This is a genomic window from Streptococcus caballi DSM 19004 (genome assembly GCF_000379985.1).
In the GTDB taxonomy this organism is placed as follows: Bacteria; Bacillota; Bacilli; order Lactobacillales; family Streptococcaceae; genus Streptococcus; species Streptococcus caballi.
The window spans coordinates 17,386-43,373 of record NZ_KB904096.1 but is presented as its reverse complement, the minus strand read 5'-3'; the positions used below and the strand labels follow the sequence as shown (position 1 = coordinate 43,373).

Below are 25,988 nucleotides of genomic sequence, written 5' to 3'. Positions count from 1 at the left end.
ATATAGTGCAACCACAACCCACAATAGTTTTCTCTATGACCTTACTAGCTGAGAAGACTATTACAAAAAATTGAAAAATTTAAGGAGAATTCCATGAAATACGGTTATTTCGACGACAGCAATCGCGAATACGTGATTGACAAACCCGATACTCCCATGCCTTGGGTCAACTATCTCGGCTCACCTGAATACGGAGCTATCATCTCTAACAATGCTGGCGGCTACAGCTTTGCCAAATCAGGTGCCAATGGACGCATTCTACGCTATGTGTTTAACAATTTCGACCAGCCCGGGCGCTACATCTACTTGAGAGATGACGACAGTAAGGACTTCTGGTCAGCCTCTTGGCAGCCTGTCAGTAAAGACTTAGCTGATTACCACAGTGAATGCCATCACGGTATGGGCTACACTAAGATGATAGCTGACTATGCTGGTATTCATTCCGAAGCCACTTACTATGTGCCAAAGGGCAAGAGCTATGAAGTCTGGGCCTTAGAGGTTACTAATACCTCTGATAAAGTCCGTAACCTGACTCTGACTGGCTACGCTGAATTTACCAACCACGGCAACTACGAGCAAGATCAAGTTAATTTGCAATATTCCCTCTTCATCACGCGTACGATCTTTGAAAAAAACCGCATCATGCAGCAGATTCACGGCAATCTAGACACACTGGATGATGAAGAACAAGTTGATGAAAAGAATGTGACTGAACGTTTCTTTGGCCTAGCTGGCCATCCTGTCACTTCTTTTTGTGGGGACAAGAAAGCCTTTCTCGGACGTTACAACAGCTATGACAAGCCTGCTGGTATCGCTGCTGGCAATTTGGGTGACGTAACGTCTTACAACGAAAATGCCTGCGGAGCGCTCGCAAGCAAGGTCACTCTGGCACCAAATGAGACCAAGACACTTGTCTTCATTCTCGGTGAAAAATGCTCTCGGGAGGCACAAGCCGTTCTTCAAAGCTATGACAAGCCAAAAGCCACTGTCGAAGATGAGGTCAATGAGCTGCGCGCTGAATGGGAAGACCGTCTGGGAAGCCTGCAGGTGCAAACACCAAGTCCTGAATTCAACACCATGATTAACACTTGGAACGCCTACAACTGCTACATGACCTTCATTTGGTCACGCGCTGCCTCTCTTGTCTACTGTGGTTTGCGCAACGGTTACGGCTACCGCGACACCGTCCAAGACATCCAAGGCATCATTCACCTCAAACCGGAAATGGCAGCTGAAAAAATTCGCTTCATGCTGTCTGCTCAAGTAGACAATGGTGGCGGACTACCACTGGTCAAATTTACCCACAATCCTGGACACGAAGACACCCCAGATGATGCTTCTTACGTCAAAGAAACTGGACATCCAGCCTATCGCGCTGATGATGCTCTCTGGCTTTTCCCAACGGTTTACAAATATGTGGCTGAGACGGGAAATCTTGCCTTTCTGGATGAGGTCATTCCCTACGCTAACCAAGGAGAAGCCACTGTTTACCAGCACTTGCAGGCTGCTATCACATTCTCCCTAGACCATCTTGGTCCACACGGTATGCCTGCTGGCCTTTATGCTGACTGGAATGATTGCCTGCGTCTCGGTGCTCAAGGAGAATCTTCCTTTGTTGCTCTGCAATTTTACTATGCCTTGAAGGTTCTCAAGGCCTTCGCGTCTGCTAAGGGAGATGATACTTATCTTGAGTTCCTCAACCGCGAACAAGAAGAAATGGGCGAGCGCATCCAAGAACTCTGCTGGGATGACGACCGCTTTGTCCGTGGCTTTACCGAAGCTGGTGAACGTATTGGTGAAAGCCAAGCTCCCGAGGCTAATCTCTGGCTCAACCCTCAAAGTTGGGCTGTGATCAGTGGTTTGGCGAGTGCGGAACAAGCTACACTTGCCATGGATAACGTCTACAACCGTCTCAACACTGCCTATGGTGCTGTCCTCATGGACCCTCCTTACCATGAGCATGCCTTTGAGGGAGCCCTTGCTCTCATCTACAACCAAGGTACCAAGGAAAATGCTGGTGTCTTTAGCCAATCTCAAGGTTGGTTGATTTTAGCCGAATCCCTCAGGGGGAAAGGAGATCGCGCCTTCACTTACTTTATGGAAAATGCTCCCGCTGCACAAAATGATCGTGCTGACATCCGACAACTAGAGCCCTACTGTTACGGGCAATTCACTGAGGGCCCTGCTAGTCCGCACTTTGGCCGCTCTCACGTTCACTGGTTAACAGGAACAGCCTCAACAGTCATGGTAGCTTGTGTTGAAGGAATTCTGGGGTTGCGTCCTGACCTCACTGGTCTTGAGCTCAAGCCTGCCATCCCAGCGGATTGGGACAGTTTTACCATGGACAAGACTTTCCGTGACAAAAAACTCCACATTACGGTGCAAAACCCTGACCACAAAGAATCAGGATTTTCGCAACTAATCCTCAATGGACAAGAACTGGATAGCCCTTACCTGCCAGAAGACCTCTTGACTGTTGAAAACGACATCATACTTGTTTTATAAAAAAGAAAGACCAATGGCAACCATTGGTCTTTCTTAAGTTGATTACTTTTTGAGTGAGTCTTCCTCTTTTACTTTTTGATTGGCCTTACGTTTTTTCCAAGCTTCTCTACGGCAGGTAGTCAATGGAAGCTTGGCGTTGCTTATTTAGGACATCAAAGAGCAGACCATAGTTGGAGTCCGGCCTATGTTCAGCGCGCAAGCAGACATAGGCACAAAAATCAAGGTAGCTGTCACAGATATCTTGACGAACTTCCTTGAGATTAATCTTAGTAAACTCTTCTTTATCCAAAACTCTCTGATAATCAAGGCGATCAAAGGCCTTTTGGGCAGTAACTAACTGCTCGGCAAAGGTCTACACGCCCAAGGTTGGCACAGCCCTACCAAAACAGGCTGCTACAAACGCGCCAAGAAAAGGGTTAGCTTGGTGGTCTTGTTGTGATAGCTAATATTGGTCATCTGTCGCAATTTAGTAAGTTCAGCTTGCAGTCGTTGGTAGGCAGGCTGCTTCTCTTCTAGCTCGCTAGACTGAGACTGACTAAGCCTCAATTTGCCTGATTTGTCAACCAAGCTCTCCCCCAAAATACCTATTTCCCAAACTCTTCTGGTTTGCCAGTGTATTTTGCCCAAGCTTTGGTGAGGAATTGGTCATTGATGGTGTAAGTTGGAGCGTCACTTGGTTTACTGAGAAAGGGATTGATGGCCTTATCCAGTGCCAACCATCCGTTCCAACCCATGTGGATGGTATCTTGCATGAAGTAGGCTTTACCACCGTCTTTGGAGAAATCGGCAATATTGGTAAAGCCTTGACTTTGCAGCTGATACTTGATTTTAGCGACTGATTTTTGGTACATGCTTTGGTCAAGTCCTGTAAATGCCGCCCACTTGCTGTTAACAGGCGGGATGACAAAGAGCACATTGGTATGGCTCATGGCAAATTGATTGAGCACCAGTTGCAGGTCATTGTATTCAGGTGACTTGGTGTAGTCAAAACGCTTCTGTGAACCTTTAAGTTTATCCAGCTGGTGAGACACACGAATCGTGTAAAAGGTATTTTCAATACCAAATCGGTTATTGCTTGTCGCTGTCTTACCATCCTGACTAGCAATCTCACCTAGTTTCTGATAAGAGAAGGTTTTAGGTAGAGAATCAGCCTGGGGCTGTACCTTTTTCTTTTGGTTGTTGCTCACTGAAAAATGGCTAAAGAGACCATCTTCTTTTTGGAAAATCTTATCCTTAAAGTCTAGCGATTTTCGGTCGGCAGCACTGAGCTTCTGTCCCTTGGCTACCTTTTCCATCATGCCCTTGAGGGATGAATCTGGGTACATCTTCAAGAAACGTTTAGCAGCGTAGCGGTCATACTGACTGCCTGTTTGGTTTTGCAGGAAGTCAATCAGCTGCCCATTGCTAAAGTAATTTTGAAAAGCGCCAGCATTGGCTCCCTTAGCCACAAACCACTGAGGCGAGATGACATAGACCGCCTGCTTATAATCAAGCTCCTTGCTAATCTGCTGAATACCAAAGAAATGCGTCAGAGATGCCGCCCCCCTTTGCCCCAGCAAATAGGGAATGTAGGAACGCTTGTAAGCCTCCGCCAAGACGGAAGGGTGCATCTTGTCTATACGCAGCCACTCACTAGAGCCAAAGAAGGGCACAAAGTGATGATTAGGGTCGGTCAAGGCACGCACTTTCTTGTACTTGCTCTTGAAATTAGTCTTAGTCAGGGCTACTGCATCTTCTCTTTCCGCCCTCAAAGAGTGATTCACCTTGGTTGGATAAAGAGCGATAAGGCCTAGGGCCAATAGCAAAGCACAAAAGACAGGTCCTAAAATATGCCAGAGGCGTTTAAGCATGACGAAGCTCCTCTATTCCTGCAACAATCTTGTTAGCTGTATTCCAGTCGTCACGTCCAAACTCAGAAACAGGAATGTTGATGTTAAAGTGCCCCTCCAACTCAACAATCAACTCAACCGTACCCATACTGTCAAGCACACCTGCATCATACAAATCCTCATCCATCATGTCAGACACATCTTCCATGAAAAGGTCGTCAATAATTGCAATAACTTCTGATTTAATATCCATTTTTAGTTCTCCCTTGTTGTTTTATAGAGTTTAGTTGCTAAGAATACTATTACGGCGAAAATATCAGGTTCGGATCACTTCCGTTCGCGGATGCTTTCAACCAGCACTTAATTAACTGGATGCAGTCCGCACAACGATGATTAATATTTCATCGGTGGTTTTGGAAACCAGAGTTGGTCCAAGAACCCTGAGAAGAGTAAGAAGGACAGCATGACCACATTGAAGGTGATGAAGATGCCCACGGCCTTGGTCCATTTATTGTCTGGAAGTGGCGCTTGTCCCTTGTTCTTGCGTTCCTTGTTGATTTTTTTCTTCTTGCGTAGCCACCAGTCATTGATAACTAGACCGAGACCGTGGAAAAGTCCGTAGGCAATATAGTACCAAGTCACCCCATGCCAGAAGCCCATGATGAGCATATTGATGATGTAGGCGACGCTTGATGTCACATTGCGGTTTTTGAAGACCTTGTTTTTGACCATAACCTTAACCAAACGCATGAAGACAAAGTCACGGAACCAGAAGGACAAGCTCATGTGCCAGCGATTCCAGAATTCTTTCAAATCACGTGATTTGAAAGGCTGATTAAAGTTGGTAGGGCTCTTGATCCCCATGAGGTTGGAAATGGCTAGCGCAAACATGCTATAACCTGCAAAGTCAAAGAAAAGATCTAAGCCGTAGGTATACATGACACCCAAAGTTGGAAGATTAAAGACACCCCCCATCTGTAGAGCCATTTCTTTAATAGGATTCATGAGCAATTGCCCAAAGATATAAGCTAAAATAAACTTATAAAGAAAGCCCAGCATGATGTAGCGAACAGATTGTTCCAGCATGTCCAGCAGCTCGGCACGCTCAGGAATGGTTTCATAGTCTTCATTGAAGCGTTTGAAGCGGTCAATTGGTCCGCTGGAGAAGGTCGGCATGAAAAGCAGGAAGCGCAGAAACTCCCAGAGACTAAAGTCTGTCAACACACCGTCACGCATTTCCATAATCATGCCCACCGCACGGAAGGTCAGATAAGAAATACCTAAGAAACCAAAAAGTGAGGCTCGATTTTCCACCTCAATCAGCGGACTGATTTTGACAAATGCCAGAGGCAAGACTGATAAAAAGACCCAGAGATAAAAGACCCACTTATTATCACGCGCCTTGCGGTAAAACTTATAGCTGTAAACCAACACAATCTGCCAGACCACATAAGCTAAAAGCGAAGCCAGCTGATTAAGGTGTTTACCTGTCAGCATAAGGACGATGAAGGCCAGACTAACCAGCGCTTCATAAAGCGGGAAACGTTTCTTGAAAAAGAGACCGACAAAGATTGGCAGAACAGCCAAAATCAAATAGATAAAATACTGGGGATTGCCATAAGCCTCTAGATGCGGCAGCTGATGGAGAAAATCAATCATCGGTTATTTACCTCACTCATCAACCCCTTGATGTCAATCTTACCATTTGGCGTCAGCGGCAGGCTCTCACGGTAGAGGAACTTGGATGGCATCATATAGTCCATCATGATGTCCTTCAAATCTTCCTTGATAGCCTTAGTAATGTCCAAGTCTCGGTCAAATTGCTGAGCGACACCCTCTTTTAGTACCACATAGGCTAAAAGATTTTGAACTTTATGATCCTTATTGTAACGTGGCACAGCCACAGCTGACTTGACGTATTGTGACTTGTTAAGGTTCTGCGATACTTCCTCCAGCTCAATGCGGTAGCCGTTAAATTTAATCTGGAAATCAAGGCGGCCGCCATAGAGCAGCAAACCTTCCTCAGTCATACTGCCCACATCACCGGTATGATAGGCAGGTAGCCCTTCAAATTCAAAAAAGGCGGCCTCGGTGCGCTCAGGATTATTGAGATAACCCTTAGAAACAGCCGGTCCAGTCACAATGATTTCACCCTGCTGACCATGAGGGAGACATCTGCCTTCTTCGTCAATGATAAAGGTCGGTGAATCAGGCTTGGTGTAGCCGATTGGCAGACGCTTGCAAGTTGCCAACATCTCACCAGTCACCGCCACCGCTGACAAAGCAACCGTCGCCTCAGTCGGACCGTAGGAATTAACGATACGAGCTTGCGGGAAACGATCGTAGAGTTTTTGCGCTGTCTTGACCGTCAGCTCCTCACCACAGAAATAAAAACGAGTCAGCTCAGGCAAGTTTTCAGCATTGAAGTCAGGTAACAACATGGCCATGTCCACAAAGGATGGTGTTGAAACCCAGACTTGGATTGGCATCTGATTGATGGTATCAAAGAGGCGCTTGAAGTCTGTCGTTAATTCTTTTGGCAGGGCGAAAAGGGTGCCCCCTTTAGCTAAGGTCGGTGCCCAATACATGACCGACAGATCAAAGGAATAGGGTGGCTGCGCCAGCATTTGCGGTTGGTCAGGTACTGAGAAAGATTCTGTCGAAGTAATCCAGTTGGTAAAGCTGAGCAGATTGTCATGAGAGATTTGCACCCCTTTAGGCTTGCCAGTTGTACCAGAGGTAAAGATGATGTAGTAATTGTCATCTCCCTTGACAGGATGCGTCAGTTCATAGACTGTCTTTTGAGCGAAAATGGTTTCCAGCTGCGCCAGCTCAATGAGAGGAGTACTCTTAGCATCCACCGGAAAGGCCCCAACAGAAATGATGAGACTAGGCTCTGCTATTTCCATAATAGCCTCAATGCGCTCCAAGGCTGAATGCTGATCCACCGGAATATAAGCATGTCCTGACTTGGTCAGAGCCACAAAAGTTGCCAGCATTTCATACTCCTGGCCACCAAAGACAAGAACAGGTGACTTAGCAGGCAGTCCTAAACGGTCAATATGAGCAGCCAAGGCATCAGAGTCCTCTTTCAAATCCTTGTAAGTGTGGATATTTCCCAACATATCGTAAACGGGAAAATCCGCCTGTGTCTGAGCATAGCGCTCAATGGTTTCAATCATATCGTTCAACATAGCTGTGCCCTTTCTAGAATTCATTGTAAATAAAACTGCCTTGTCCACGACCTAGATAGCTGAAAAAGTAAATCAGCACTAGGAAGATGAGAAAGTAAAACAGTGTTCGTAATAAAAAGTTTTTCATTGCTATTTCCTACTTACCTGGTAATATCACTTGCAAAGTCATAATGTTCCCATCTTGCCGAGCGAAAATTTGTCCCTTGTGTTTGACCACGATAGCCTTGGCAATAGCCAAGCCCAAACCGAAACTAGATGTCGTATGATGGGAATCCTCTGCTTGATAGAAGCGTTCAAAGAGATTGTGCATAACATCCTCTGGATAGATTTTACTTGGATTTGAGAGCGTCAAGATGACCCTCTTCTTAACCTGACTGAGGCTTAATGTAATAGTAGACTCATCCAGCGAATGCCTGATGGCATTATCTAGCAGGATAGTCAAGAGCTGCTTGAGCTGCTTCTCCTGACCTACCACATAGACACCATCTTGGATTTGTTCTTCAATTAACTTGCCTTCTTCGTAGGCTAGACTTTCATAGGTCAGGAGCATTTCCTGACTCAGTTCAGACAGGTTGACCTTATCAAAATTCTTTTTAGCTTGATTGTTGTCCAACCTAGCCAGTCCTAGCAGGTCCTGTACTAGCTGCTCCATGCGCTTGGTTTCAGAGAGAATATGATCCAGATAACGATTATGCTCAATCTGATTTTGCAAGACCTGAGCATTGGCCCGGATAGCTGATATGGGCGTTTTGAGTTCATGACTAGCATCGGAAACGAACTGTTTCTCCCGCTCAATGGCATCCTGGGCAGGCTTGACCACGAAGCGTGACAAGTAGATACTGACACCCGTCAACAAGGCAAAGCCAAAGACCATAAAAACAATGATCATAACAGTCTGTTCCAAACTGTTAGAGTAGCTAGCCAAATCAATAAAAGTCAGCTGCCATGTTCCATCTTTTCTTTCCTTGAGCTTATAAACATAATCTTTGAATTTCCAGCGCTTCTTGCCATGCTTCAAGAGCTGCAGGCTGACCTCTTTGACTTCCTGATTAGTCAATTCAGTAGCATTAGCTACAATCGTAACCTTCTGCTCTGAATCAATGGTGGTCAGAGCGACAGCCTCATCGGCATAATCCTTCAAGTAGCCGTTATTTGAGATGATTTTGACAATCCGATAGGTATCGTATTCATCCCAGTAGCGGTCATAGCGGTTACTAACCATGAAAAGAATACCTACAACAACGACTAGCAGCGACATGGTCACAATGACAAATTTTTTGCGTAAGCTTTCAATCATGACGGGTCAACCTCTTCTAAAGAATAGCCGATTCCCTTGGTCGTCTTGATAGCAATATCTGCCTTGAGAAAGCGCAGCTTTTTGCGCAAAAAGGAAATGAAAACCTCCAACTGGTTGTAATCCGAGTCATCCATAGGACCCCAGACCTTGAGGATCAGTTGGTTCTTAGGAATAATCTGGTGAGGATTACGCAGAAAGGTCTCCATAAGGAGAAACTCCTTGTTGGACAAGTTAACCTCATGACCAGTCGTGCTGAGCTTACGCTGATCCACGTCTAAAACAACCTTACCCAGCTTGAGATGATTGACCTTGCCAGCTGAGGATTGTCGCGTCCGCACACGAATGCGTGCCAGCAATTCTTCTGCCTCAAAGGGCTTGGTCATGTAGTCGTCAGCTCCCAAATCAAGACCAGTCACCCGTTCCTCCAACTGAGACTTAGCTGTCAGGAAAATGATAGGAACTTCTATCCCCAGCTGACGCACGCGCTTCAAGACGGCAACACCATCCATTTTTGGTAACATGATATCCAAAAGTACCAAATCATAAAGGTCTGTCAATATATAATCCAGACCAGCCTCTCCGTCAAAGGCCAAATCAACATTGTATTGCTGACTTTCCAGAATAGCTTGGATAGCTTCCGCAATGCTTTTTTCGTCTTCAACCACTAATATTCTCACAAGACACTCTCCTTTCTACTCTTTGTTCATTTAACAATATAAAGTAACAAAATTGAAACAACATTGAAATTATTTAAGTTTTGAAAAAAAATCTTGTCAAATAACTACTCTTCTCAAGTGACTCAAAATCTACTTTCTCCCTTAGAAGAACTCCTTAGCTACACACCTTAGCCAGCAAGTGACTAAATCCTACCATTATTGTACAAAAAATTTTTAAAGGCTGACAAGCCTCACCAAAGTTGCAAGAAACTGTTAAATTTGCTGAGCGACATTGTCTAAACTGCGGCAAACCGTCAACAAATCTTGAAAACCATTTTCCAAAATGTAGCCAGACAACGAAAGCTTGAATTGATAACTTTCCAAAGATTGACAAAACTTCAACATTGCTGACGGAGGTTTACTCTATATGAGATTCTAAAATCAACAGTGAAACTCTTCCAGGAGCAAACTGAATATAGACTATACTTTTTTGCATCAAACAAGCTTCAAACTCTATCGGGAGAATAACTATTGAATGGTCTAACGACCCCAGCGAATCTTAATAAAAACTTTGTCTACAACCTAGCTCCAAAAGGAATTTGCTTCCATCCGATACTACTTTAGAAAGAAGCGAAAATAACAAGTTTCCTTAACTTAAGTTATAAGAAAAATCCCTATGAAAGTAAGCAGAGCTTGCTCTCAAAGGGATTTGTTTTAACGATCTTTCACTTTCATAATGCGAACCAGATTAGCACGTTCAGCTTCTTCTAATTTGAGTTCGATATAGTGAATGGTTTCTTCCAACTGGGGAATAGTCGAATATTCCAAGCCATTGACCCGGCGGCGGGTCTTCTCAATTTCATCCGCCATGAGCTGGCAGGTTTTTTCAACCTCAGCCAAGCGCAGCAATTTTTCCAACAAACCGCTCATCTTTTCAATGGTGGCATCCATCTCGCTGTTGGAGGCCAGAAAACTGTAGATCACATCGCCCTCGTCGCTACCATAAGGGTTATCAATGTGGCTGTGCATCTTGGGAACCGTGACGCTCATGATGTTTTCTTTTTCAATGAAAAGCTGCACATCCTTGGTTGGTACGGCAAACATTTCTTCGACCATGAGGTCATTTTCCAGCGATTTAGCAATGACAAAATCTTGCATGTGTGACACCAGAGCTTCCTCCACTTCTTGGCGCAAGCTGTTGTTTTCACGAATCAATTCAACAAAGCGACGCATAAGCTCGTCTCGCTTATCCTTGAGCAATTTATGACCGCGAGTGGCTGTTTTGAGGCGTTCTTTGAGGTTGCTCAGTTCCATCCGAGTTGGCTTGACATTTAATCGTGTCATGGACAGTCACCTCACTTTACTCAGCATCAGCTTTTGTCTGTGGCAGATACTGATCCAGCATATCGTCTTTGATACGCTTCAGTTCGGTACGAGGCAGAATAGACAAGAGTTCCCAGCCAAGATCTAGACTTTCTTCAATACTGCGATTGGTGTAGAATCCTTGATTGATGTATTCTTCTTCAAAACGCTTGGTAAATTTAACGTAGAGCTTGTCGGTATCTGACAGAGCTGATTCACCTAGCACGACAGCAAGTTCTGCTGCTTGTTTTCCTTGGGCATAGGCCGCAAAGAGCTGGTTCATAGTTGCCGCATGATCACCACGCGTCTTACCTTCACCTGACCCTTTGTCTTTCAGGCGAGATAGGGATGGCAATACATTAATCGGTGGACGATAACCAGAATTATACAATTCATGTGATAAAATGATTTGTCCTTCGGTAATATAACCTGTCAAATCAGGGATAGGATGGGTAATATCATCCTCAGGCATGGTCAAAATCGGAATCTGAGTCACAGAACCTTTTTTACCAACCAGACGACCAGCACGTTCGTAGAGGGTTGACAAATTGGTGTAAAGATAGCCAGGATAACCACGACGACCTGGTACTTCACGACGAGCCGCAGACACTTCACGAAGCGCTTCACAATAGTTGGTCATATCCGTCATAATAACTAAAACGTGCATATCTTTTTCATAGGCCAGATATTCAGCTGTTGTCAAGGCGATACGCGGTGTAGCAATACGTTCGATGGCTGGGTCATTGGCCAGATTGATGAAAAGAACCGAGCGATCAATGGCACCCGTCTGACGCAAATCATTCATGAAGAACTCGGCCTCTTCAAAGGTAATTCCCATAGCTGCAAAGACCACGGCGAAGTTTTCATCAGAATTAAGTACAGTCGCTTGACGGGCAATCTGCGCTGCCAATTCATTATGGGGCAGACCTGAACCTGAGAACACAGGTAATTTTTGCCCTCGGACAAGTGTATTCAAATGGTCAATAGCAGAAATCCCTGTTTGAATAAATTCATCAGGATAGTCACGCGCCACAGGGTTGATGGCCTGACCATCGATATCCAGATATTTTTCAGGAATAAGCTCTGGGCCACCATCAATAGGTTTACCCATCCCATTGAAGATACGACCTACCATGTCCTCAGACACAGGCAATTCAAGCGGATGCCCTGTAAAGCGAACTTTAGCCTTTTCAAGATTAATACCGCTAGAACCTTCAAAAAGCTGAACCATAGCCTTATCTTCTTGGACTTCCAAAACCTGACCCTGACGCGTTTCACCATTATGCAGCTTGATTTCAACCAATTCATTGTATTGAACACCTGAAACTTGGTCCACAATCATCAAAGGGCCGACAACTTCGCTGACCGTTCGATATTCTTTCAAAACACTCATGCTAGATACCTCCCTTTGCAAGCACTTGGTGGATACTGTCCTCAATGCTGCCTGATAATACTTTAATCTGATCTATCTTATCTTCTGAAATGTATTTACTGCGAGCAATACGGTCACGAACCTCAACAGTTCCCTCCATAATCTCGGTGAAATAGGCACCCAATTTTAAAGCCTTGCCTGCTTCATCTGCGAAAGTCAAAATATTATTGAGCATAGCTTCTTGTTTAGGGAAGGAGGTAAAGGTATCAACAGGGTCAAAGGCATTTTGTTGCAGGTAATCTTCACGAATTTGACGGGCAACTGCCATAGTCAAGCGGTCTTGGTCTGATAGGGAATCAATACCTACCAAACGCACGATTTCTTCCAAGCTAGATTCACGCTGCAAGATATTCATGGCGCGAGTCACCTTGGCCGACCAATCTGTGCTTTGCTCCTTATCTATGTACTTGCCAATCTCATCCTTATAAAGCGAATAAGATGACAGCCAGTTGATAGCTGGAAAATGACGACGTTGCGCAAGTGGAGCGTCCAATCCCCAGAAAACCTTGACGATGCGAAGTGTATTTTGGGTAACAGGTTCAGAAATATCTCCCCCAGGAGGTGATACAGCACCGATGGCAGTTATTGTCCCTTCACGCCCTTGACTGCCAAGTACGCGGGCACGGCCAGCGCGTTCATAATATTCAGCGATACGAGAACCCAGATAGGCTGGATAGCCTTCATCACCAGGCATTTCTTCCAGACGGCCAGACATTTCACGAAGAGCCTCTGCCCAACGGGAAGTCGAGTCAGCCATAATGGCTACGGAGTAGCCCATATCACGGAAATACTCTGCGATGGTAATACCTGTATAGATTGAGGCTTCACGCGCAGCCACGGGCATGTTTGACGTATTGGCAATCAGCACCGTACGTTGCATAATTGACTGACCAGTATTTGGGTCAATCAATTCTGGAAATTCGTTCAGAACATCGGTCATTTCATTACCACGTTCGCCACAACCCACGTAGATAACAATGTCTACGTTAGCAAATTTGGCGATTTGGTGTTGCACGACCGTTTTACCAGCTCCAAAAGGTCCTGGCACGGCAGCAGCTCCGCCCTTTGTCACAGGGAAGAAAGTATCAATGACTCGCTGACCAGTCACCAAAGGCTCTACTGGAATCAGTTTTTGCGCTACTGGACGTCCCTTACGCACTGGCCAAGTCTGCATGAGTGTTCCCTTGTAAACAGATCCATCAGCCTGCTCGATCTCATAAACAATCTCTTCAACCGTAAAGTCTCCAGCTGAAACAGCTGTCAACGTTCCTGAGACCTTATTTGGTACCATGATGCGGTGCTCGACAACAAGAGTCTCCTGAACAGTTCCTAAAATATCACCTGCTGATACTTGGTCACCAACCTTGGCAGTTGGGGTGAACGTCCATTTGGCATCACGGTTCAGACTAGGAATAGAAACTCCGCGAATTAGAAAATCACTGGCTGTTGCTTCCTTGAAGCGTTCCAATGGGCGTTGAATCCCATCAAACATTTGTGAGATAAGACCTGGTCCCAATTCAACGGACAAGGGATTACCAGTGGTCACAACTGGCTCACCTGGCCCGATACCTGATGTTTCTTCGTAAACCTGAATGGAGGCTTGATCTCGGCGCATCTCAATGATTTCACCAATCAAGCCCAGATTCCCAACACGGCAAATATCCTGAATGTTGGCCTCTTGCATGCCTGATGCCACAACCAGTGGCCCAGACACTTTGATAATTTTTCCTTGGCTCAAGATTTTTCCTCCATCTTATTTTTTATCAATCCTTCAAATTCAAATGCTATAAAATATTTTGACCAACAGCCTTTTCAACATTGTCTTGCACGCGCTGCAAACCCAGACCGCCTGTCCCTTTATGAGTCGGTATCGGAATGACAGCTGGAATAACTTGGCTGTCATAGTAGGCTATTGTCTCAGGAATCTCTCTAGCAATGTCTTCAGTCAGGTAAATGATACCATAGTCTTCATGCGCTAGCTTGCGAAGCCTATTGATGGCTTCTTGAGCTTCATTAACAGGAAAAGTCTGAAAGCCAATCATTCGAAAAGGTAAAATGGCATCACGGTTACCAATGACCCCAATTTTATATTTTTTACTGTCCATAAATTGGTCTCACCCTTTCTTTAACACTATCTAGTGGCAGATTATTACTGATAGCTGACAGAAGTAAGCGCAGATTTTTCACTTCAAACTCTCTGCACAGCAGGTAACGTGCCAAGACCAGCGGTCCTTCAACGGTATATCTAGCTTGATCCAGCAAATGAAATTGCATGAGGTCATAGAGATATTCCAGTTCTAGAGCTGTTATAGTTCCTTGACGCATCTTTTCTTCAAAGCTGGCAAAAGCTGTGTTGAAGCTGTCAGGATTGATTTGATTAAACCATGAGATCAAGTCTCCAGTCTGCACTAGTTTAATAAAGTCCTTAGCTGGCAGACTGCCTTCATCAGACAAAAGTTGCAGCATAAAACTCTGTGGTTTCTTCTGATCTAGTGCACGTTTGACCGTAATGACATTGTAAAAATCAATCATGAGATTAATAGCTTGGCTGAAGACCTCTATCTCAAACTGCTCTGCTATTTTCTTTAAGTGCCTAAAATAGGCCAAATCAGTCCCAATTTCCAACACACGGATATCTTTGTAGTCCTGATATTCAGCCCAGATAGAAGCCAACTCCTCTGCCATGAAAGCTGGAAAGCGTTCAGCTGAAAAAGTCCCGACCAAGTGCTCTAAAGCTTCAAGCGATTCCTCGCCGATGGGAATCAAGAGAGCACTCAAATCCTGCTTAGTCACCCTCGCCTTGAAGAGAACCTTGATATTGTGGTACACATACCTCAAAGAAAAGAGGGTAACAATAGTTGGATCAGGTGATTCAGCAAAGGCCCAGGCATACTCCTTAGCCAGCTCGGTCATCAAATGTTTATCAATCAGGGTTAGGTCAGACAAATCCTTGGCAGACAGGTGATAAGGCGTAGTTTGCAACAGCAGTGCCAGAGCTTCTTTATCCTTAGTCTGCATGAGTTTCTGAAATTGCTCTACACCGATTAAGTCCCGCTCTTTAACACTAATGGTCGTGTTGATCTGTGAGAATAACGTTGTATCCATCGTAAGACCTCCTTAACCTTGTGCAAAAATATCGGTAGCGATACGAGAACTTTCTTCCTTATAGATGGAATCAATCAGATTGTCATAAAGATAGGTATCATCTACCTTGCCTACTGACAGAACCAAACCAGCCTGCTGCTCAATTGATTCTGACATAAAAGTCATATTAGGAAAGGCTGTTCGCAGCTCCTCAAGATGGACAGGTGTCAGCCTGTCAGCCGTCAACTGACCAAACTGAACGGTCACTTTTTCCTGACCATATTTCCCCAAGAGTCCCTTGATAAAGGCCAGCTCTTGATCAGCATCCCAGTTTCTCATGCGATCCAGAGCCGAGGCAAACAGCTCGCTCAAGACCTTTTGCTTAGAAACCAGAGTTGACTGGCGTTCTTGATTGCTGATTTGCTGTGCCTCCACTTGGAAAGTCTGCTTAATTTCTTTGAGGCGGCTCTTGCGCTCACTTGTCTTTTGGGTCAATAGCTGCGCCTTACGCTCCTCGAATTCTCTTTCAAGCTGATTTTTTGCAGCTTGAAATTTTGCTTGTCCTTCTTGGTGCGCTTGCTCCAAAACGGACGCTTTTAATTGTTCAGTTCCACTCACTCGCTTACCTCCTTTTAATCATTGGTGGTGTTAAAGAGAAGATTAGCCAACGCGAAGTGTCAAGATGAATGAAACAACGAAAGCAAGGATGGCATAGGTTTCTACCATGGCTGCAAGAATGGCTCCTTTCATAAACTCTTGAGGTTTTTTAGCCAAAATTTGCATACCCGCAACAGACACATTTCCTTGGTGCTTAGCTGAGAAATAACCAACGATGGCTACTGGTAAGCAGGCAAAGAAGTACGCTACACCTTTTGAGGGTGTCAATTCTGGTGTAATATTTAAAAGAACCAAGAAACCGATAACGAATCCATAAAGACCTTGAGTACCTGGCAATAGTTGCAGAATAAGGGCTGAGGCAAATTTTTCCGGTTGTTCTTTCAGCAAAGCAGCTGCTGCTTGACCAGCCTTACCAACACCAAAGGCTGACCCCATACCACTAAGCGATACAGCAAGAGCAACGCCAAGGCTGGCAAAGAAGGCTCCACCGTATGTTGAAAAGTAATGTGCTAATTGTTCCATGATTATTCCTCCGAATGAGATTTAGTGATTTTGACATATTTTTCAGCAGATTTCAAAGGTGTAAATGGTTTTCCGCCACCCTCGTAAAATTTCCCGAAAAATTCAACAAATATAAGACGTGCCCCATGAACGTAGCCTGACAAGAGGGACAAGAAAAGATTGATAGCGTGTAGTAGAATAAAGAGTACCACACCAATCGTAAAGCGACCAACAGGCGGAAAAAGCCCGACAATCAAGTTAAAAGCCGACCCGATACTGGCACCAGACAATCCCAGAGCCATCAGACGGGTAAAGCTGACCAAGTCGCCGACATAACCCGAAGCATTGTAAAGGTTGTAAAGTCCGGTTCCTAGGCCAAGTAAACTTTTAGCTTGAACAACAGAAACAATGACGATACCAATGGCATTAGTAATGGCTATCCCAGCTCCAATTGTCATAAGCAGCCCCATGCCAGGGACAAACATGCCGATGACCAGCATCAAAACTCCGATTAAAATCAGACACCAGGCAAAGCCATCGTTATAAGCGCTAGCATATTCTTTCAAACGAACCTTCTGACGACCACCCAAGAAGAGCCCTGTGATTAAAGTAATAAAACCGAAGGCTACTGACATAATCAAGATAGTCATAACATCAGTCGTCGTTGAAATGAGGACAAAAGGCATGGTGTAGCCGAAGAAGGAGCCATAGATAATTCCCCAAAGTGAAACAGCCACGCTAAGAATATTGAAAAATTTAACAAAACGACGCGTTCCTTTGGGCAGATGGAAAAGCTTAAGCACCAAAAACGTCGCGATAAAAAGGAGTAGCCCATAGCCGAGATCGGCCACCATCATACCAAAGAAGGTAAAATAGAATGGGGCTAAAATCGGCGTTGGATCCTTTTCATAATACTTGGGCAGTGAATACATTTCCGTGACCAACTCAAACGGTTCAATCAGGGCATGATTTTTCAGCTTAATGGGTACCTCATCCCAATCTTCCTCTGCCACATCCACCTCATTAACAAATACTCCGCTTCCGAAACGCTGGATCAGAGCCTGTCTCAAAGAATTAATTTGGCTAGCTTCTATCCAGCCTTCTAAGGCCGCCAGATGCTTGGTCGTTGCCAAGTTTTTCTTAACTTCCTGCCTAGCGTACAAATTCATGATATAATCTGTTTCTTCTTTGAGCTTTTGCAAATCTTGCTGAGAATGAGCTAATTCTTGCAACAGCTCCTCACGCTCCGCTGACCACTGGTCAACTGATTTTTGCAACTCTTCAATGGCTTGCGCTGGCAAAATCTTTCGATCGTAATCAAAAATCTTAAAATGAAAAGCTGACAAGTCAATTTCTTCTTTCCGATCAAAGAAAAGAAGGAGACCATATTCCATTTCAGACTGAAAAATTTCCTGATAATGAATGGCAGGATTGTTTGATAGACCGCGGAAGTAAGCATCATCTGCCGTCTTAGGAACCGTCCCAATCACTGCCTTGATAAAGTCAAACTGCCTGAGTTCGGTTGGCGTCACATCTAAGCTCTGCCATTTTCCCAAACGGCTAATCTCAGCCTGATTCTCCGCGATCTGGCGCTCAAGGGCATGCAGATGACTAATTTTCTGATTAACCTGTCCAATAAGGTCACCCGCATTGGCACCAACCTGCTCTATCTCTGCGAAGGTCAGCGACTTAGGCTCCTTGCGCAGAGAAGATATTGTGCCTTCCTTGGGTAAGAAAGTGTTCAAACTTTCAACAGCTTGTTCCAGATGCTGCTGACGCTGACTAAGAGCTCCCAGAGCCTCTTCACCTGTCAGTAGCTGACCGTCTTCCCGCTCAACATGAATATCTGGTAAATGAACAGATTCACTTTTGAAGGCCTCCTGCCAATCTGTCAATTGAGTTAAATCCCGCACCTGAATGATCTGCAGTTCCTGTAAACCTTGCAAAACCGCATCCAACTTTTCCTTGGCAAAGACGATAGAGATTTTCTTCATTTGACTAATTGCCATATTTCTCTACCACCTTATCCACAATCTGCTGAACGAGACCATCTTTTTTGTCTGATAAAACGGAACGCACCTGCTCATCGTTCTTGGCGATCGTTTGCTCAAGAGTCTCCTGTAAAAGAGTCTTCTCTTTGGCTAGTTTTTCTTCCAGTTCGGATAACTCAAGTTCTGTTTCACGGTCACAATCCAATTTTATTTGCTCCAATTTCTGCGTTGACTGACCACGCAATTCCTTTATCTGAGCATCGTAATCTGCCAAAATAGCTTTGGCTTCTTCTTCAATACCCTGCATGGTTGCTAAAATGGAATTTGCCACCTTGCCACCCCCTCTCAAAACATACTACTATTTTACCAAAATTCTGATAATTCAGTGTCCTAAATAAAAACTTTTTTAAAAAGCATTTTTCGTTATCATTACAGTCAAAGAAAATTAATATAAGCAGCTCAAATCATTGATAAAATAATCATCATCTGAGCGTCCAAGAACAACAGCTGTAACTCATCGGTTATTACAAACCTGGACTCAGTTAACTTTCAAAGTATTCATTCTTAAGAATTGAAAAAAACCAAGAGTCTCGAGCACCCTTGGTTTTTTATTATCATTATTAAGCTGACAATACTTTACGTCCTTTACGACGACGGCTAGCAAGCACACGACGTCCGTTTTTAGTTGACATACGGTGACGGAACCCGTGTTTGCGTTGGCGACGGATTTTACTTGGTTGATAAGTACGTTTCACTTTGAATACCTCCTCATAGATTTTCGTATTCGTTTAGCCGGCTATTGTGATATCAGTTACTAAACATACCATACCATTTTATAAGAAATGGCAGAGCTTGTCAAGGTTTACTTCTCTTTTTTTCCGCTAGTTTACGATTGATATTGCTGACGCGGCGATAAAAAGTATAATAAACAACTGCCCAAACAACTAGATAGGTAAGAATAAAATTACCAAAGAAAAGCCAATTCCAGAGTGCATCATTGCCTCCTAACCAATTCATTAGCAGAATCACCGCATAGACCAAAACAAAATGAATGACCAACTGAACCGTGAAGGGGAGGCTGTCAGACTCAAAAATCATGGAAATCAGACCAATCAGACCGCTCAGCAGAACCACATTCGTAATCTGTCCAACCGTCTGCTGACTAGCGCTAACACTCCACAGAGAAACAATATAAATTAGCCCACCGAAACCGACACCAATCAAATAATAAATAATCATTTTTCTAAGATTTATCTTCATGATTTTACCTCACAACCCCAGACGCTTTTCCAAATTGACCAAGTAACGCCTGCTGACATCCAACTTACGCTTGTCTATCAAAATGGCCAGCATATTGCCTGAAAAGCTGGCTTCTAGGGCTTCCAAATGATTAATATTAAGCAGAGCGTGCTTGGATACCTGCACAAAATCAGGATTATTGAGACGCTGCTTAAACTTGTACAGGCGGTCATTGATCAGATAGCGGCCCTTGAGCGTCTCCAGAATCAAACTATTACCATCAACATCCACAAAGACCAGATCCTCCACCTTGAGCATCTCGATACGGTCATTGGTTTTAATGGGAAGAATGGCTGGCGCTTCTGCCTCATAAATGGACAGATAATCTATCAGGCTTTGAACATCAGGCGTCATCTTTTGGCTGCGCACCAGCACATCAATCACCCCTGCTTCTAAATCCCTATCCTCTTCAAAACGATAATCCACCAGTCTCCCCGCCTCCTTTGCCACTAGTCTATCGTAAAAGCGGCCTTTTGACAAGCTGCAGAAGGGCTAGAAGCATCAAACCAACCAACAAAACAGCACTAACCAGAAGTAAATCTTGCGAGAGAGTCAACAGATGACCATTAACTTTTAGGCTAATGCCCAGATATTCTTTGATATTCTGGCTAGATTGCCATTGAGGAATACCGTTTCCGATGAGAATTTCTCGAAAGGCTGAGGCGACATAGGCTCCTGGCGTCAATTTGATAAGGTGCTGAGCAACAGATGGCAGGCCGCCAACTGGCATATAGACCCCAACCAAGAAACCTGAGGCTGTCCCGATAATAACCGCCAAACGTTCAGCCACCTCAAGAGAATGAATAAACTGCAGAATAATCACATTAAGTACAGCAGCCATGACTGCACTTAGCAGGATAACTCCCAAGATTTTTGGAAAAGAGCTGGCTTCAAAGCGCAAGTCATCTTGCCAAGAAAAATAAAGCGACATGATGGCATACATGAACAGCTGCATGGCAGCACCGATGATACTGGTGCTGATTAGATAACTTAGGTTGAGCTTGAGGGGCGAGATATCTGTCAATAAGAAGTCCGCAAACTTCTGGCTCTCCTTATCACGCACCAACCGCGCTGCCCCAGACCAAGTAGTCGTAATGCTGGTGACCGCCAAAACGCCTCCCATAACCCACTTATCAAGAAATTTTTCAGGATGAGCTAGGCCACTCCAAGCGTCCTGCATATTTTTTTGCAAGAAAAGAATGTATAGAGCAAAAGCTATCCAAGCCCCCATAAGTGAGAAAAAGACGCTAGCCTTGTTGTTAAAATATAAAGCTAAATGTCGTCTGATTAAAGCTGTCATTAGTTTATCCCCCTTCCTGTAATAGCCATAAAAGCCTCACTGATAGTGCCTGGTTTGAATTGGAAATCAGCAATTGCCTTTTTATGAGCTACTAGCAAGGCGATAGCCTCCTGCGAGGTCAAGCCCTGTACTAGATACCCCGCCTCCATCTTCCTCTGTTCATAAGGACAGGCAGACAAAGCTTCTTTATCCAAAGTTTTAAGCAAGAGTTGACTCTTAGCATATTGCTTAACCAAGTCAGAAGCTGACCCCTGTGCTAAAATATTGCCACGGTCAATAATGTAAGTCACTTCAGCGTTTTCCGCTTCTTCCAAATAATGGGTAGTCAAGAAAATGGTCAACCCCTCTTCTCTTTTAAGCTGATAAAGAAGATTCCAAATCATCCGTCGCGTCTGAATGTCCAGTCCTGTCGTTGGTTCATCCAGAAAGAGCAGGTCAGGCTTGTTAAGAAGTGCCCGCGCAATATCCACACGTCTACGTTGGCCGCCAGACAGGGTGCCATAACTCTGATGCAGAAAATCACTCAAGCCTGTCAAGTCAATCAGCCTAGTCAGCCAAGACTTATCAATATGGCGATAAAGCTTAGCCCGTGTTTTCAAATTAGTCTCAACCGTCAGTTCCTCATCCAGCACGCTGTCCTGAAAAACTATGCCAATCTTGATATTGGGCGCCAGATGAATCTGACCCGAGCTGGGCTGCAAAAGCCCCGTCAACATCTTGATGGTGGTGGATTTGCCTGCCCCATTGGTACCCAGATAAGCAACCAAGCTCTCTCTAGGAATTTTCAAATCTAATTGATTGACAATCGTCTTGTCGCCATAAACCTTGCTTAAGTTTTTTGTCTCAATTAACATCTCCTCGTCCTCCATGATTCTATCATAGCATGGCAGGCTAGTCTTGTGACCACTTTTGCGCTAAGCGGTGGAAAGAGGCGGGTAAGCGGTAAAAAAGCCCCTCAATCAGCAACAATTTTTTATGCAAATGGTCAAAAATTCAGTTGTTAGTCATTGTCTAGCTAACGCCAGCTCAAAAACTTCGGTTGCTGACCATTGCCATTGTAGGTAGTGTTGACTCAAATATTGTTCTTTTAAACATCATCGCATGCAAAAAGGAACTGGAGGATTCCAGTTCCTTATCATCTTTGACTTTAATCTTCTTTTCGAGTGACCACAACGTAACGGTTGGGGTCATTACCCTCTGAATAGCTTTCAACGCCTTCAATAGCCGTAATAGTCTTGTGGACAATCTTTCGTTCATTGTTGCTCATGGGATCCATGCGGAAATCCTGACCTGATTCCAAGACGCGGTTGGCAATCTTTTTCGTGAAGTCAATCAAGGTCTCGGTGCGATGTTCCACATAATCGTGAACATTGAGCACGACTGAAAAGTTCTTAGAATAACGGTCATGTAAGAAATTTTGCGACAATAATTGCAATGATTTCAGGACCTTCCCATGATAGCCGATGACACGGCCAGCTTCAGGTGTCTCAATTTGCAAGTTGATTTGCCGACGATTGTGGCTAGTTTCGATGCTAGCATCAATATCCATCTCATAGATGATTTTCTTGACATAATCAGACACTTCTACAGCCGCTTGGGCAATGTCCGTGCTGAGCGGATCTTCTTTGAATTCAGCAGCGACAAATTCCTCAAAACTTTGTTCCTTAACATTGTCAGTAGATGGCTGAGCTGCCGTAACTGAAGCAGCTACGGGTGACTTGGGCTGGTCTGTCTGGTCGTCTGACAATTTCTCTAAAATGTCAGTTTGACCAGCCTCTTCCAAGATGGTATGTGGTGATTTCTTGTTCTCTAAAATGGCCTCTTTGACCTCATCATCAACGGTTTGGCCTTGGGCTTCCATTTTTTTGATGATCTTGCTGACTTTTTTGAGTTCAACAGTATCATCTAACTGGGATGATACAGGAGCATTTTGCTGATTAACAGCTGCTGGCACACCCTGTACTGCCTTCTGGTCAGCTCGGTGAGCTGTCGCCTCACTGATTCCTTCAATATCAACTTGAGCTGGCTTTTTACCAAAGCCTAAAAATCCTTTTTTCTCACGAGAAACTACTTTGATATGAGCTTTGAGTCGCGATAAATTTAGCTCCTTTAAGCCCTTGTCAATAGCTTCTTCAACAGTTCGACCTGTGAATATAACCATGAGAATTCCTCCCTATTTTCTTCTCTTTTTCGCTTTCTTCTTAGCCCGACGAATCTTAGCCTGGCGCTCTTTTTCTTCATTTTCCACTCTTACACGCTCTGCAATGATTTTAAAAGGATTGTTGAGCAGGAGAATTTGGAAAACTTGGAAAGCATTGGACACCGTCCAGTAGAGAACAACCCCAGATGCCAAGCGGAAGCCGACAAAGAAGATGAAGACTGGCATAACATAGGTCATCGCTGTCATGACAAAGTTCTTTTCCTTAGCTGCCTTATTCGTCAGCCAAGAAGACAAGAAAGTAAAGACAGCTGCCAATACTGGAAGTACATAGTAAGGGTCAGCCTGAGATAGTTCCACCCAGAGGAAAGTTCCCGTTCTGAGGAAAGGCACTCGAATCAAGGCCTGATAAAGGGCAATCATGACAGGCATCTGAACCAAGAGCGGCCACATGCTAGCGTACGGATTGACGCCATATTTCTTATAGAGAGCCTGACTTTCTTCAGCCAGCTTCATACGACTGTCTGTGTCCTTGCCAGGATACTTGGCCTGCAAGGCTTTAAGTTCTGGCTGCAAGTCCTGCATTTGTTGCCCAGACTTCATTTGCATATTGTAGAGGGGCATCAAAAGCGCGCGGATAATGATGGTAAAGAGAATAATCCCCAGTCCAGTCAATCCACCGAAGGACAGCCAACGAATGGCTCTGGCAAAAAAATAAACTAGCTGTTCCCAGCCATTTGGTGATGTGGGGCTAATATCGCCGCGCCCACAAGCGGACAAAAGCATGAGAGCCGTAAGCCCAATGCTTGTTATTTTAACTTTTCTTTTCACTATCTGAACCTTCCTGATATAACTTAGCGAGCTTTAGAACATGGAGCAGATTTTTCTTGACCTCCTGATAATCCAATTCTTCCACTCCCTTACGGGCAATGACAACGAAATCTTCTGCTTTGAGATACGGTCCCAGCTCCATCAGCACATGGCGGATTTTTCTCTTAACAGCATTTCTGGTTACAGCATTGCCAATTTTTTTCCCAACAGAAAGCCCTACGCGATAATGTTTCTGATTTTTTTCAAGATGATAGACAACGAATTTTCGGTTGGCAGTATTGTTTCCTTTATCAAAAATCGCCTGAAAATCTTTGTCACTCTTGACACGATAGGTTTTCTTCAAAATACGACTCCAAACATCTAAATTAGTACCATTATACCACAAAATGCGAAAAAGCCTCAACCCTTGCAGGTTGCGGCCTTTTTTACAATTCCGTTACAGAGCCTTTTTAGCTTGGTTAATTTGCCATGTCACTTGGTCAAAACCAGTTCCTCCAAGGGAATGACGACGTTCAACAGCTGTATGTGACTTGAGTGTTTGGTAGATATCCTCTTCAATCAAGTCAGAAATTTCTTGGTAACGTTCAAATGGCACATCTTGCAAATAATAACCATCCTTGGTGCATTCCAGGACTAATTTCCCAACAATTTCGTGAGCCTCACGGAAAGGCAGTCCCTTGCTAGCCAAATAATCAGCCAATTCAGTGGCATTGGAGAAATCTTTCTCAGTAGACTCAGCCATATGTTCCTTATTGACCGTCATGGTCTTAAGCATGCCTGCCAAGATATCAATGGCCACCGTGATGGTCTCAGCCGTATCAAACATACCTTCTTTGTCCTCTTGCAAGTCCTTGTTATAAGCCAAAGGAAGGGATTTCATGACTGTCAAGAGACCAAAGAGATTACCATAAACGCGGCCAGATTTCCCACGGATGAGTTCAGCCATATCCGGATTTTTCTTCTGCGGCATAATGGAAGAGCCTGTTGAGAAGGTATCTGACAAGGTCACAAACTTAAATTCGTTAGAACACCAGCTGATGATTTCTTCGCAGATACGACTCATATGCATCATGAGAATAGAGCTATTACTCAAAAATTCCAAGATGAAATCGCGGTCAGACACAGCATCTAGTGAATTACTGTATGGCTTGGCAAAGCCCATGAGTTCCGCTGTCATCTCACGGTCAATAGGGAAGGTAGTCCCAGCTAATGCAGCCGCTCCAAGCGGGGAGAGATCCGCATGTTTAACATTAAACTCGAAACGCTCACTGTCACGCGTGAACATATTGTAGTAGGCCATGAGATGGTGTCCAAAAGAAATAGGCTGAGCGTGTTGTAGATGCGTATAGCCTGGCATGATAGTATAAACATGCTCATCCGCCAAGTCCACCAAGGTGCTACGCAGATTATGCAGCTTATCAAGAACCTCAGACAACTTAGCTTTGAGATAAAGGTGCATATCTGTTGCTACTTGGTCATTACGCGAACGAGCTGTGTGGAGCTTGCCTGCAACGGGACCAATCTTCTCCGTCAGAAGACTTTCCATATTCATGTGAATGTCTTCATTGGATACATCAAAAGTCAGTTGACCCGCTTGGTATTCCGCCAAGAGTTCTTCTAAACCTAGCTTGATTTGACTGGCTTCATCCTTGCCGATAATGCCTGTTTCTCCCAACATGGTCACATGGGCAATAGAGCCCTTAAGATCAAATTCCGCCATTTTTTGGTCAAAGGAAATGGACGCTCCAAATTCCTCCACCCATTTTTCCAGGCCAGCCTCAAAACGACCGCCCCAAAGTTTGTGATTTGTTGTTGACATAGTTCTTCTCTTTTCTTAAATTTAGCTTTTGACTAAAAAAAGCTAGTTAATCTAGCTTCTACTGTCTCTCTGGACTTGTTTTTCCTAAAAGCGACTCTCTGGGACGCCTTAT

At 44.4% G+C, this 25,988-nt stretch carries 27 protein-coding genes and 1 pseudogene; 1 reads left to right on the top strand and 27 read right to left on the bottom strand.

The window, feature by feature from the left end; genetic code table 11:
- The first annotated feature begins 93 nt into the window (after nt 1-93).
- The gene (locus A3GS_RS0108270; RefSeq protein WP_018364951.1) at nt 94-2,505 is read left to right on the top strand and encodes a glycoside hydrolase family 94 protein; all 2,412 of its coding nucleotides are present in this window, start codon (nt 94-96) and stop codon (nt 2,503-2,505) included.
- Between the two features lie 106 nt (nt 2,506-2,611).
- Here A3GS_RS0108270 and A3GS_RS12765 read toward each other — a convergent pair.
- From A3GS_RS12765 to argH, 27 genes and pseudogenes are all read right to left on the bottom strand, one after another.
- Nucleotides 2,612-2,842 (bottom strand): annotated as a pseudogene (locus tag A3GS_RS12765) (hypothetical protein); the annotation flags it as partial.
- A 56-nt stretch (nt 2,843-2,898) separates the two neighbouring features.
- Nucleotides 2,899-3,072: a hypothetical protein gene (locus A3GS_RS0108260; protein WP_156808895.1), complete on the bottom strand. Its 174-nt coding sequence runs from the start codon at nt 3,070-3,072 to the stop codon at nt 2,899-2,901.
- Between the two features lie 17 nt (nt 3,073-3,089).
- Complete coding sequence (gene dltD, locus A3GS_RS0108255; protein WP_018364948.1) at nt 3,090-4,355, bottom strand: D-alanyl-lipoteichoic acid biosynthesis protein DltD; 1,266 nt, start codon at nt 4,353-4,355, stop codon at nt 3,090-3,092.
- Nucleotides 4,348-4,587 (bottom strand): D-alanine--poly(phosphoribitol) ligase subunit DltC, encoded by a 240-nt coding sequence (gene dltC / locus A3GS_RS0108250; RefSeq protein ID WP_018364947.1) that lies wholly within the window; start codon nt 4,585-4,587, stop codon nt 4,348-4,350. The genes dltD and dltC overlap by 8 nt, the downstream gene beginning before the upstream one ends.
- Before the next feature lie 140 nt (nt 4,588-4,727).
- Entirely contained in the window at nt 4,728-5,993 is a 1,266-nt protein-coding gene (gene dltB, locus A3GS_RS0108245) for a D-alanyl-lipoteichoic acid biosynthesis protein DltB (protein ID WP_018364946.1), read from the bottom strand.
- Nucleotides 5,990-7,528, bottom strand: a complete 1,539-nt coding sequence (gene dltA, locus A3GS_RS0108240) for a D-alanine--poly(phosphoribitol) ligase subunit DltA (RefSeq protein ID WP_018364945.1) — start codon at nt 7,526-7,528, stop codon at nt 5,990-5,992. The genes dltB and dltA overlap by 4 nt, the downstream gene beginning before the upstream one ends.
- Nucleotides 7,529-7,541: 13 nt before the next feature.
- Nucleotides 7,542-7,655 carry a teichoic acid D-Ala incorporation-associated protein DltX gene (locus A3GS_RS0108235; RefSeq protein WP_018364944.1) on the bottom strand — a complete coding sequence of 38 codons (114 nt, stop codon included), beginning with the start codon at nt 7,653-7,655 and terminating at the stop codon, nt 7,542-7,544.
- Between the two features lie 9 nt (nt 7,656-7,664).
- Nucleotides 7,665-8,825: a sensor histidine kinase gene (locus A3GS_RS0108230; protein ID WP_018364943.1), complete on the bottom strand. Its 1,161-nt coding sequence runs from the start codon at nt 8,823-8,825 to the stop codon at nt 7,665-7,667.
- Nucleotides 8,822-9,502, bottom strand: coding sequence for a response regulator transcription factor (locus tag A3GS_RS0108225; RefSeq protein WP_026216331.1), 681 nt, complete (start codon nt 9,500-9,502; stop codon nt 8,822-8,824). The genes A3GS_RS0108230 and A3GS_RS0108225 overlap by 4 nt, the downstream gene beginning before the upstream one ends.
- 693 nt (nt 9,503-10,195) lie before the next feature.
- The gene (locus A3GS_RS0108215) at nt 10,196-10,825 is read right to left on the bottom strand and encodes a V-type ATP synthase subunit D (protein WP_018364940.1); all 630 of its coding nucleotides are present in this window, start codon (nt 10,823-10,825) and stop codon (nt 10,196-10,198) included.
- A gap of 16 nt (nt 10,826-10,841) precedes the next feature.
- Entirely contained in the window at nt 10,842-12,236 is a 1,395-nt protein-coding gene (locus A3GS_RS0108210) for a V-type ATP synthase subunit B (protein WP_018364939.1), read from the bottom strand.
- A 1-nt stretch (nt 12,237) separates the two neighbouring features.
- Nucleotides 12,238-14,013, bottom strand: a complete 1,776-nt coding sequence (locus A3GS_RS0108205) for a V-type ATP synthase subunit A (protein ID WP_018364938.1) — start codon at nt 14,011-14,013, stop codon at nt 12,238-12,240.
- Between the two features lie 46 nt (nt 14,014-14,059).
- A complete protein-coding gene (locus A3GS_RS0108200; protein WP_018364937.1) occupies nt 14,060-14,380 on the bottom strand; it encodes a V-type ATP synthase subunit F in 321 nt (106 codons plus the stop codon).
- Complete coding sequence (locus A3GS_RS0108195) at nt 14,370-15,380, bottom strand: V-type ATPase subunit (RefSeq protein WP_018364936.1); 1,011 nt, start codon at nt 15,378-15,380, stop codon at nt 14,370-14,372. Before A3GS_RS0108195 ends, A3GS_RS0108200 begins: the two co-directional genes overlap by 11 nt.
- A 12-nt stretch (nt 15,381-15,392) precedes the next feature.
- Nucleotides 15,393-15,977 (bottom strand): V-type ATP synthase subunit E family protein, encoded by a 585-nt coding sequence (locus tag A3GS_RS0108190; RefSeq protein WP_018364935.1) that lies wholly within the window; start codon nt 15,975-15,977, stop codon nt 15,393-15,395.
- Nucleotides 15,978-16,019: 42 nt separating this feature from the next.
- Nucleotides 16,020-16,499, bottom strand: a complete 480-nt coding sequence (locus A3GS_RS0108185; protein WP_018364934.1) for a V-type ATP synthase subunit K — start codon at nt 16,497-16,499, stop codon at nt 16,020-16,022.
- Nucleotides 16,500-16,501: 2 nt separating this feature from the next.
- Nucleotides 16,502-18,487: a V-type ATP synthase subunit I gene (locus tag A3GS_RS0108180; RefSeq protein ID WP_018364933.1), complete on the bottom strand. Its 1,986-nt coding sequence runs from the start codon at nt 18,485-18,487 to the stop codon at nt 16,502-16,504.
- A complete protein-coding gene (locus A3GS_RS0108175; RefSeq protein ID WP_018364932.1) occupies nt 18,477-18,800 on the bottom strand; it encodes a hypothetical protein in 324 nt (107 codons plus the stop codon). Before A3GS_RS0108175 ends, A3GS_RS0108180 begins: the two co-directional genes overlap by 11 nt.
- Before the next feature lie 289 nt (nt 18,801-19,089).
- Nucleotides 19,090-19,224, bottom strand: a complete 135-nt coding sequence (gene rpmH, locus A3GS_RS0108170) for a 50S ribosomal protein L34 (protein WP_000831903.1) — start codon at nt 19,222-19,224, stop codon at nt 19,090-19,092.
- Between the two features lie 100 nt (nt 19,225-19,324).
- Nucleotides 19,325-19,729, bottom strand: coding sequence for a DUF3021 domain-containing protein (locus A3GS_RS0108165; RefSeq protein WP_018364931.1), 405 nt, complete (start codon nt 19,727-19,729; stop codon nt 19,325-19,327).
- A gap of 9 nt (nt 19,730-19,738) precedes the next feature.
- Complete coding sequence (locus A3GS_RS0108160) at nt 19,739-20,194, bottom strand: LytTR family DNA-binding domain-containing protein (protein WP_018364930.1); 456 nt, start codon at nt 20,192-20,194, stop codon at nt 19,739-19,741.
- A 28-nt stretch (nt 20,195-20,222) separates the two neighbouring features.
- Nucleotides 20,223-21,068, bottom strand: a complete 846-nt coding sequence (locus A3GS_RS0108155; RefSeq protein ID WP_018364929.1) for an ABC transporter permease — start codon at nt 21,066-21,068, stop codon at nt 20,223-20,225.
- A complete protein-coding gene (locus A3GS_RS0108150) occupies nt 21,068-21,922 on the bottom strand; it encodes an ABC transporter ATP-binding protein (RefSeq protein WP_018364928.1) in 855 nt (284 codons plus the stop codon). Before A3GS_RS0108150 ends, A3GS_RS0108155 begins: the two co-directional genes overlap by 1 nt.
- Before the next feature lie 293 nt (nt 21,923-22,215).
- The gene (gene jag / locus A3GS_RS0108145) at nt 22,216-23,229 is read right to left on the bottom strand and encodes an RNA-binding cell elongation regulator Jag/EloR (RefSeq protein WP_018364927.1); all 1,014 of its coding nucleotides are present in this window, start codon (nt 23,227-23,229) and stop codon (nt 22,216-22,218) included.
- A gap of 12 nt (nt 23,230-23,241) precedes the next feature.
- Complete coding sequence (locus A3GS_RS0108140) at nt 23,242-24,075, bottom strand: YidC/Oxa1 family membrane protein insertase (RefSeq protein ID WP_276107252.1); 834 nt, start codon at nt 24,073-24,075, stop codon at nt 23,242-23,244.
- The gene (rnpA, locus tag A3GS_RS0108135) at nt 24,041-24,400 is read right to left on the bottom strand and encodes a ribonuclease P protein component (protein WP_018364925.1); all 360 of its coding nucleotides are present in this window, start codon (nt 24,398-24,400) and stop codon (nt 24,041-24,043) included. The genes A3GS_RS0108140 and rnpA overlap by 35 nt, the downstream gene beginning before the upstream one ends.
- A gap of 93 nt (nt 24,401-24,493) precedes the next feature.
- Nucleotides 24,494-25,876, bottom strand: a complete 1,383-nt coding sequence (gene argH, locus A3GS_RS0108130; RefSeq protein ID WP_018364924.1) for an argininosuccinate lyase — start codon at nt 25,874-25,876, stop codon at nt 24,494-24,496.
- Nucleotides 25,877-25,988: the final 112 nt, after the last annotated feature.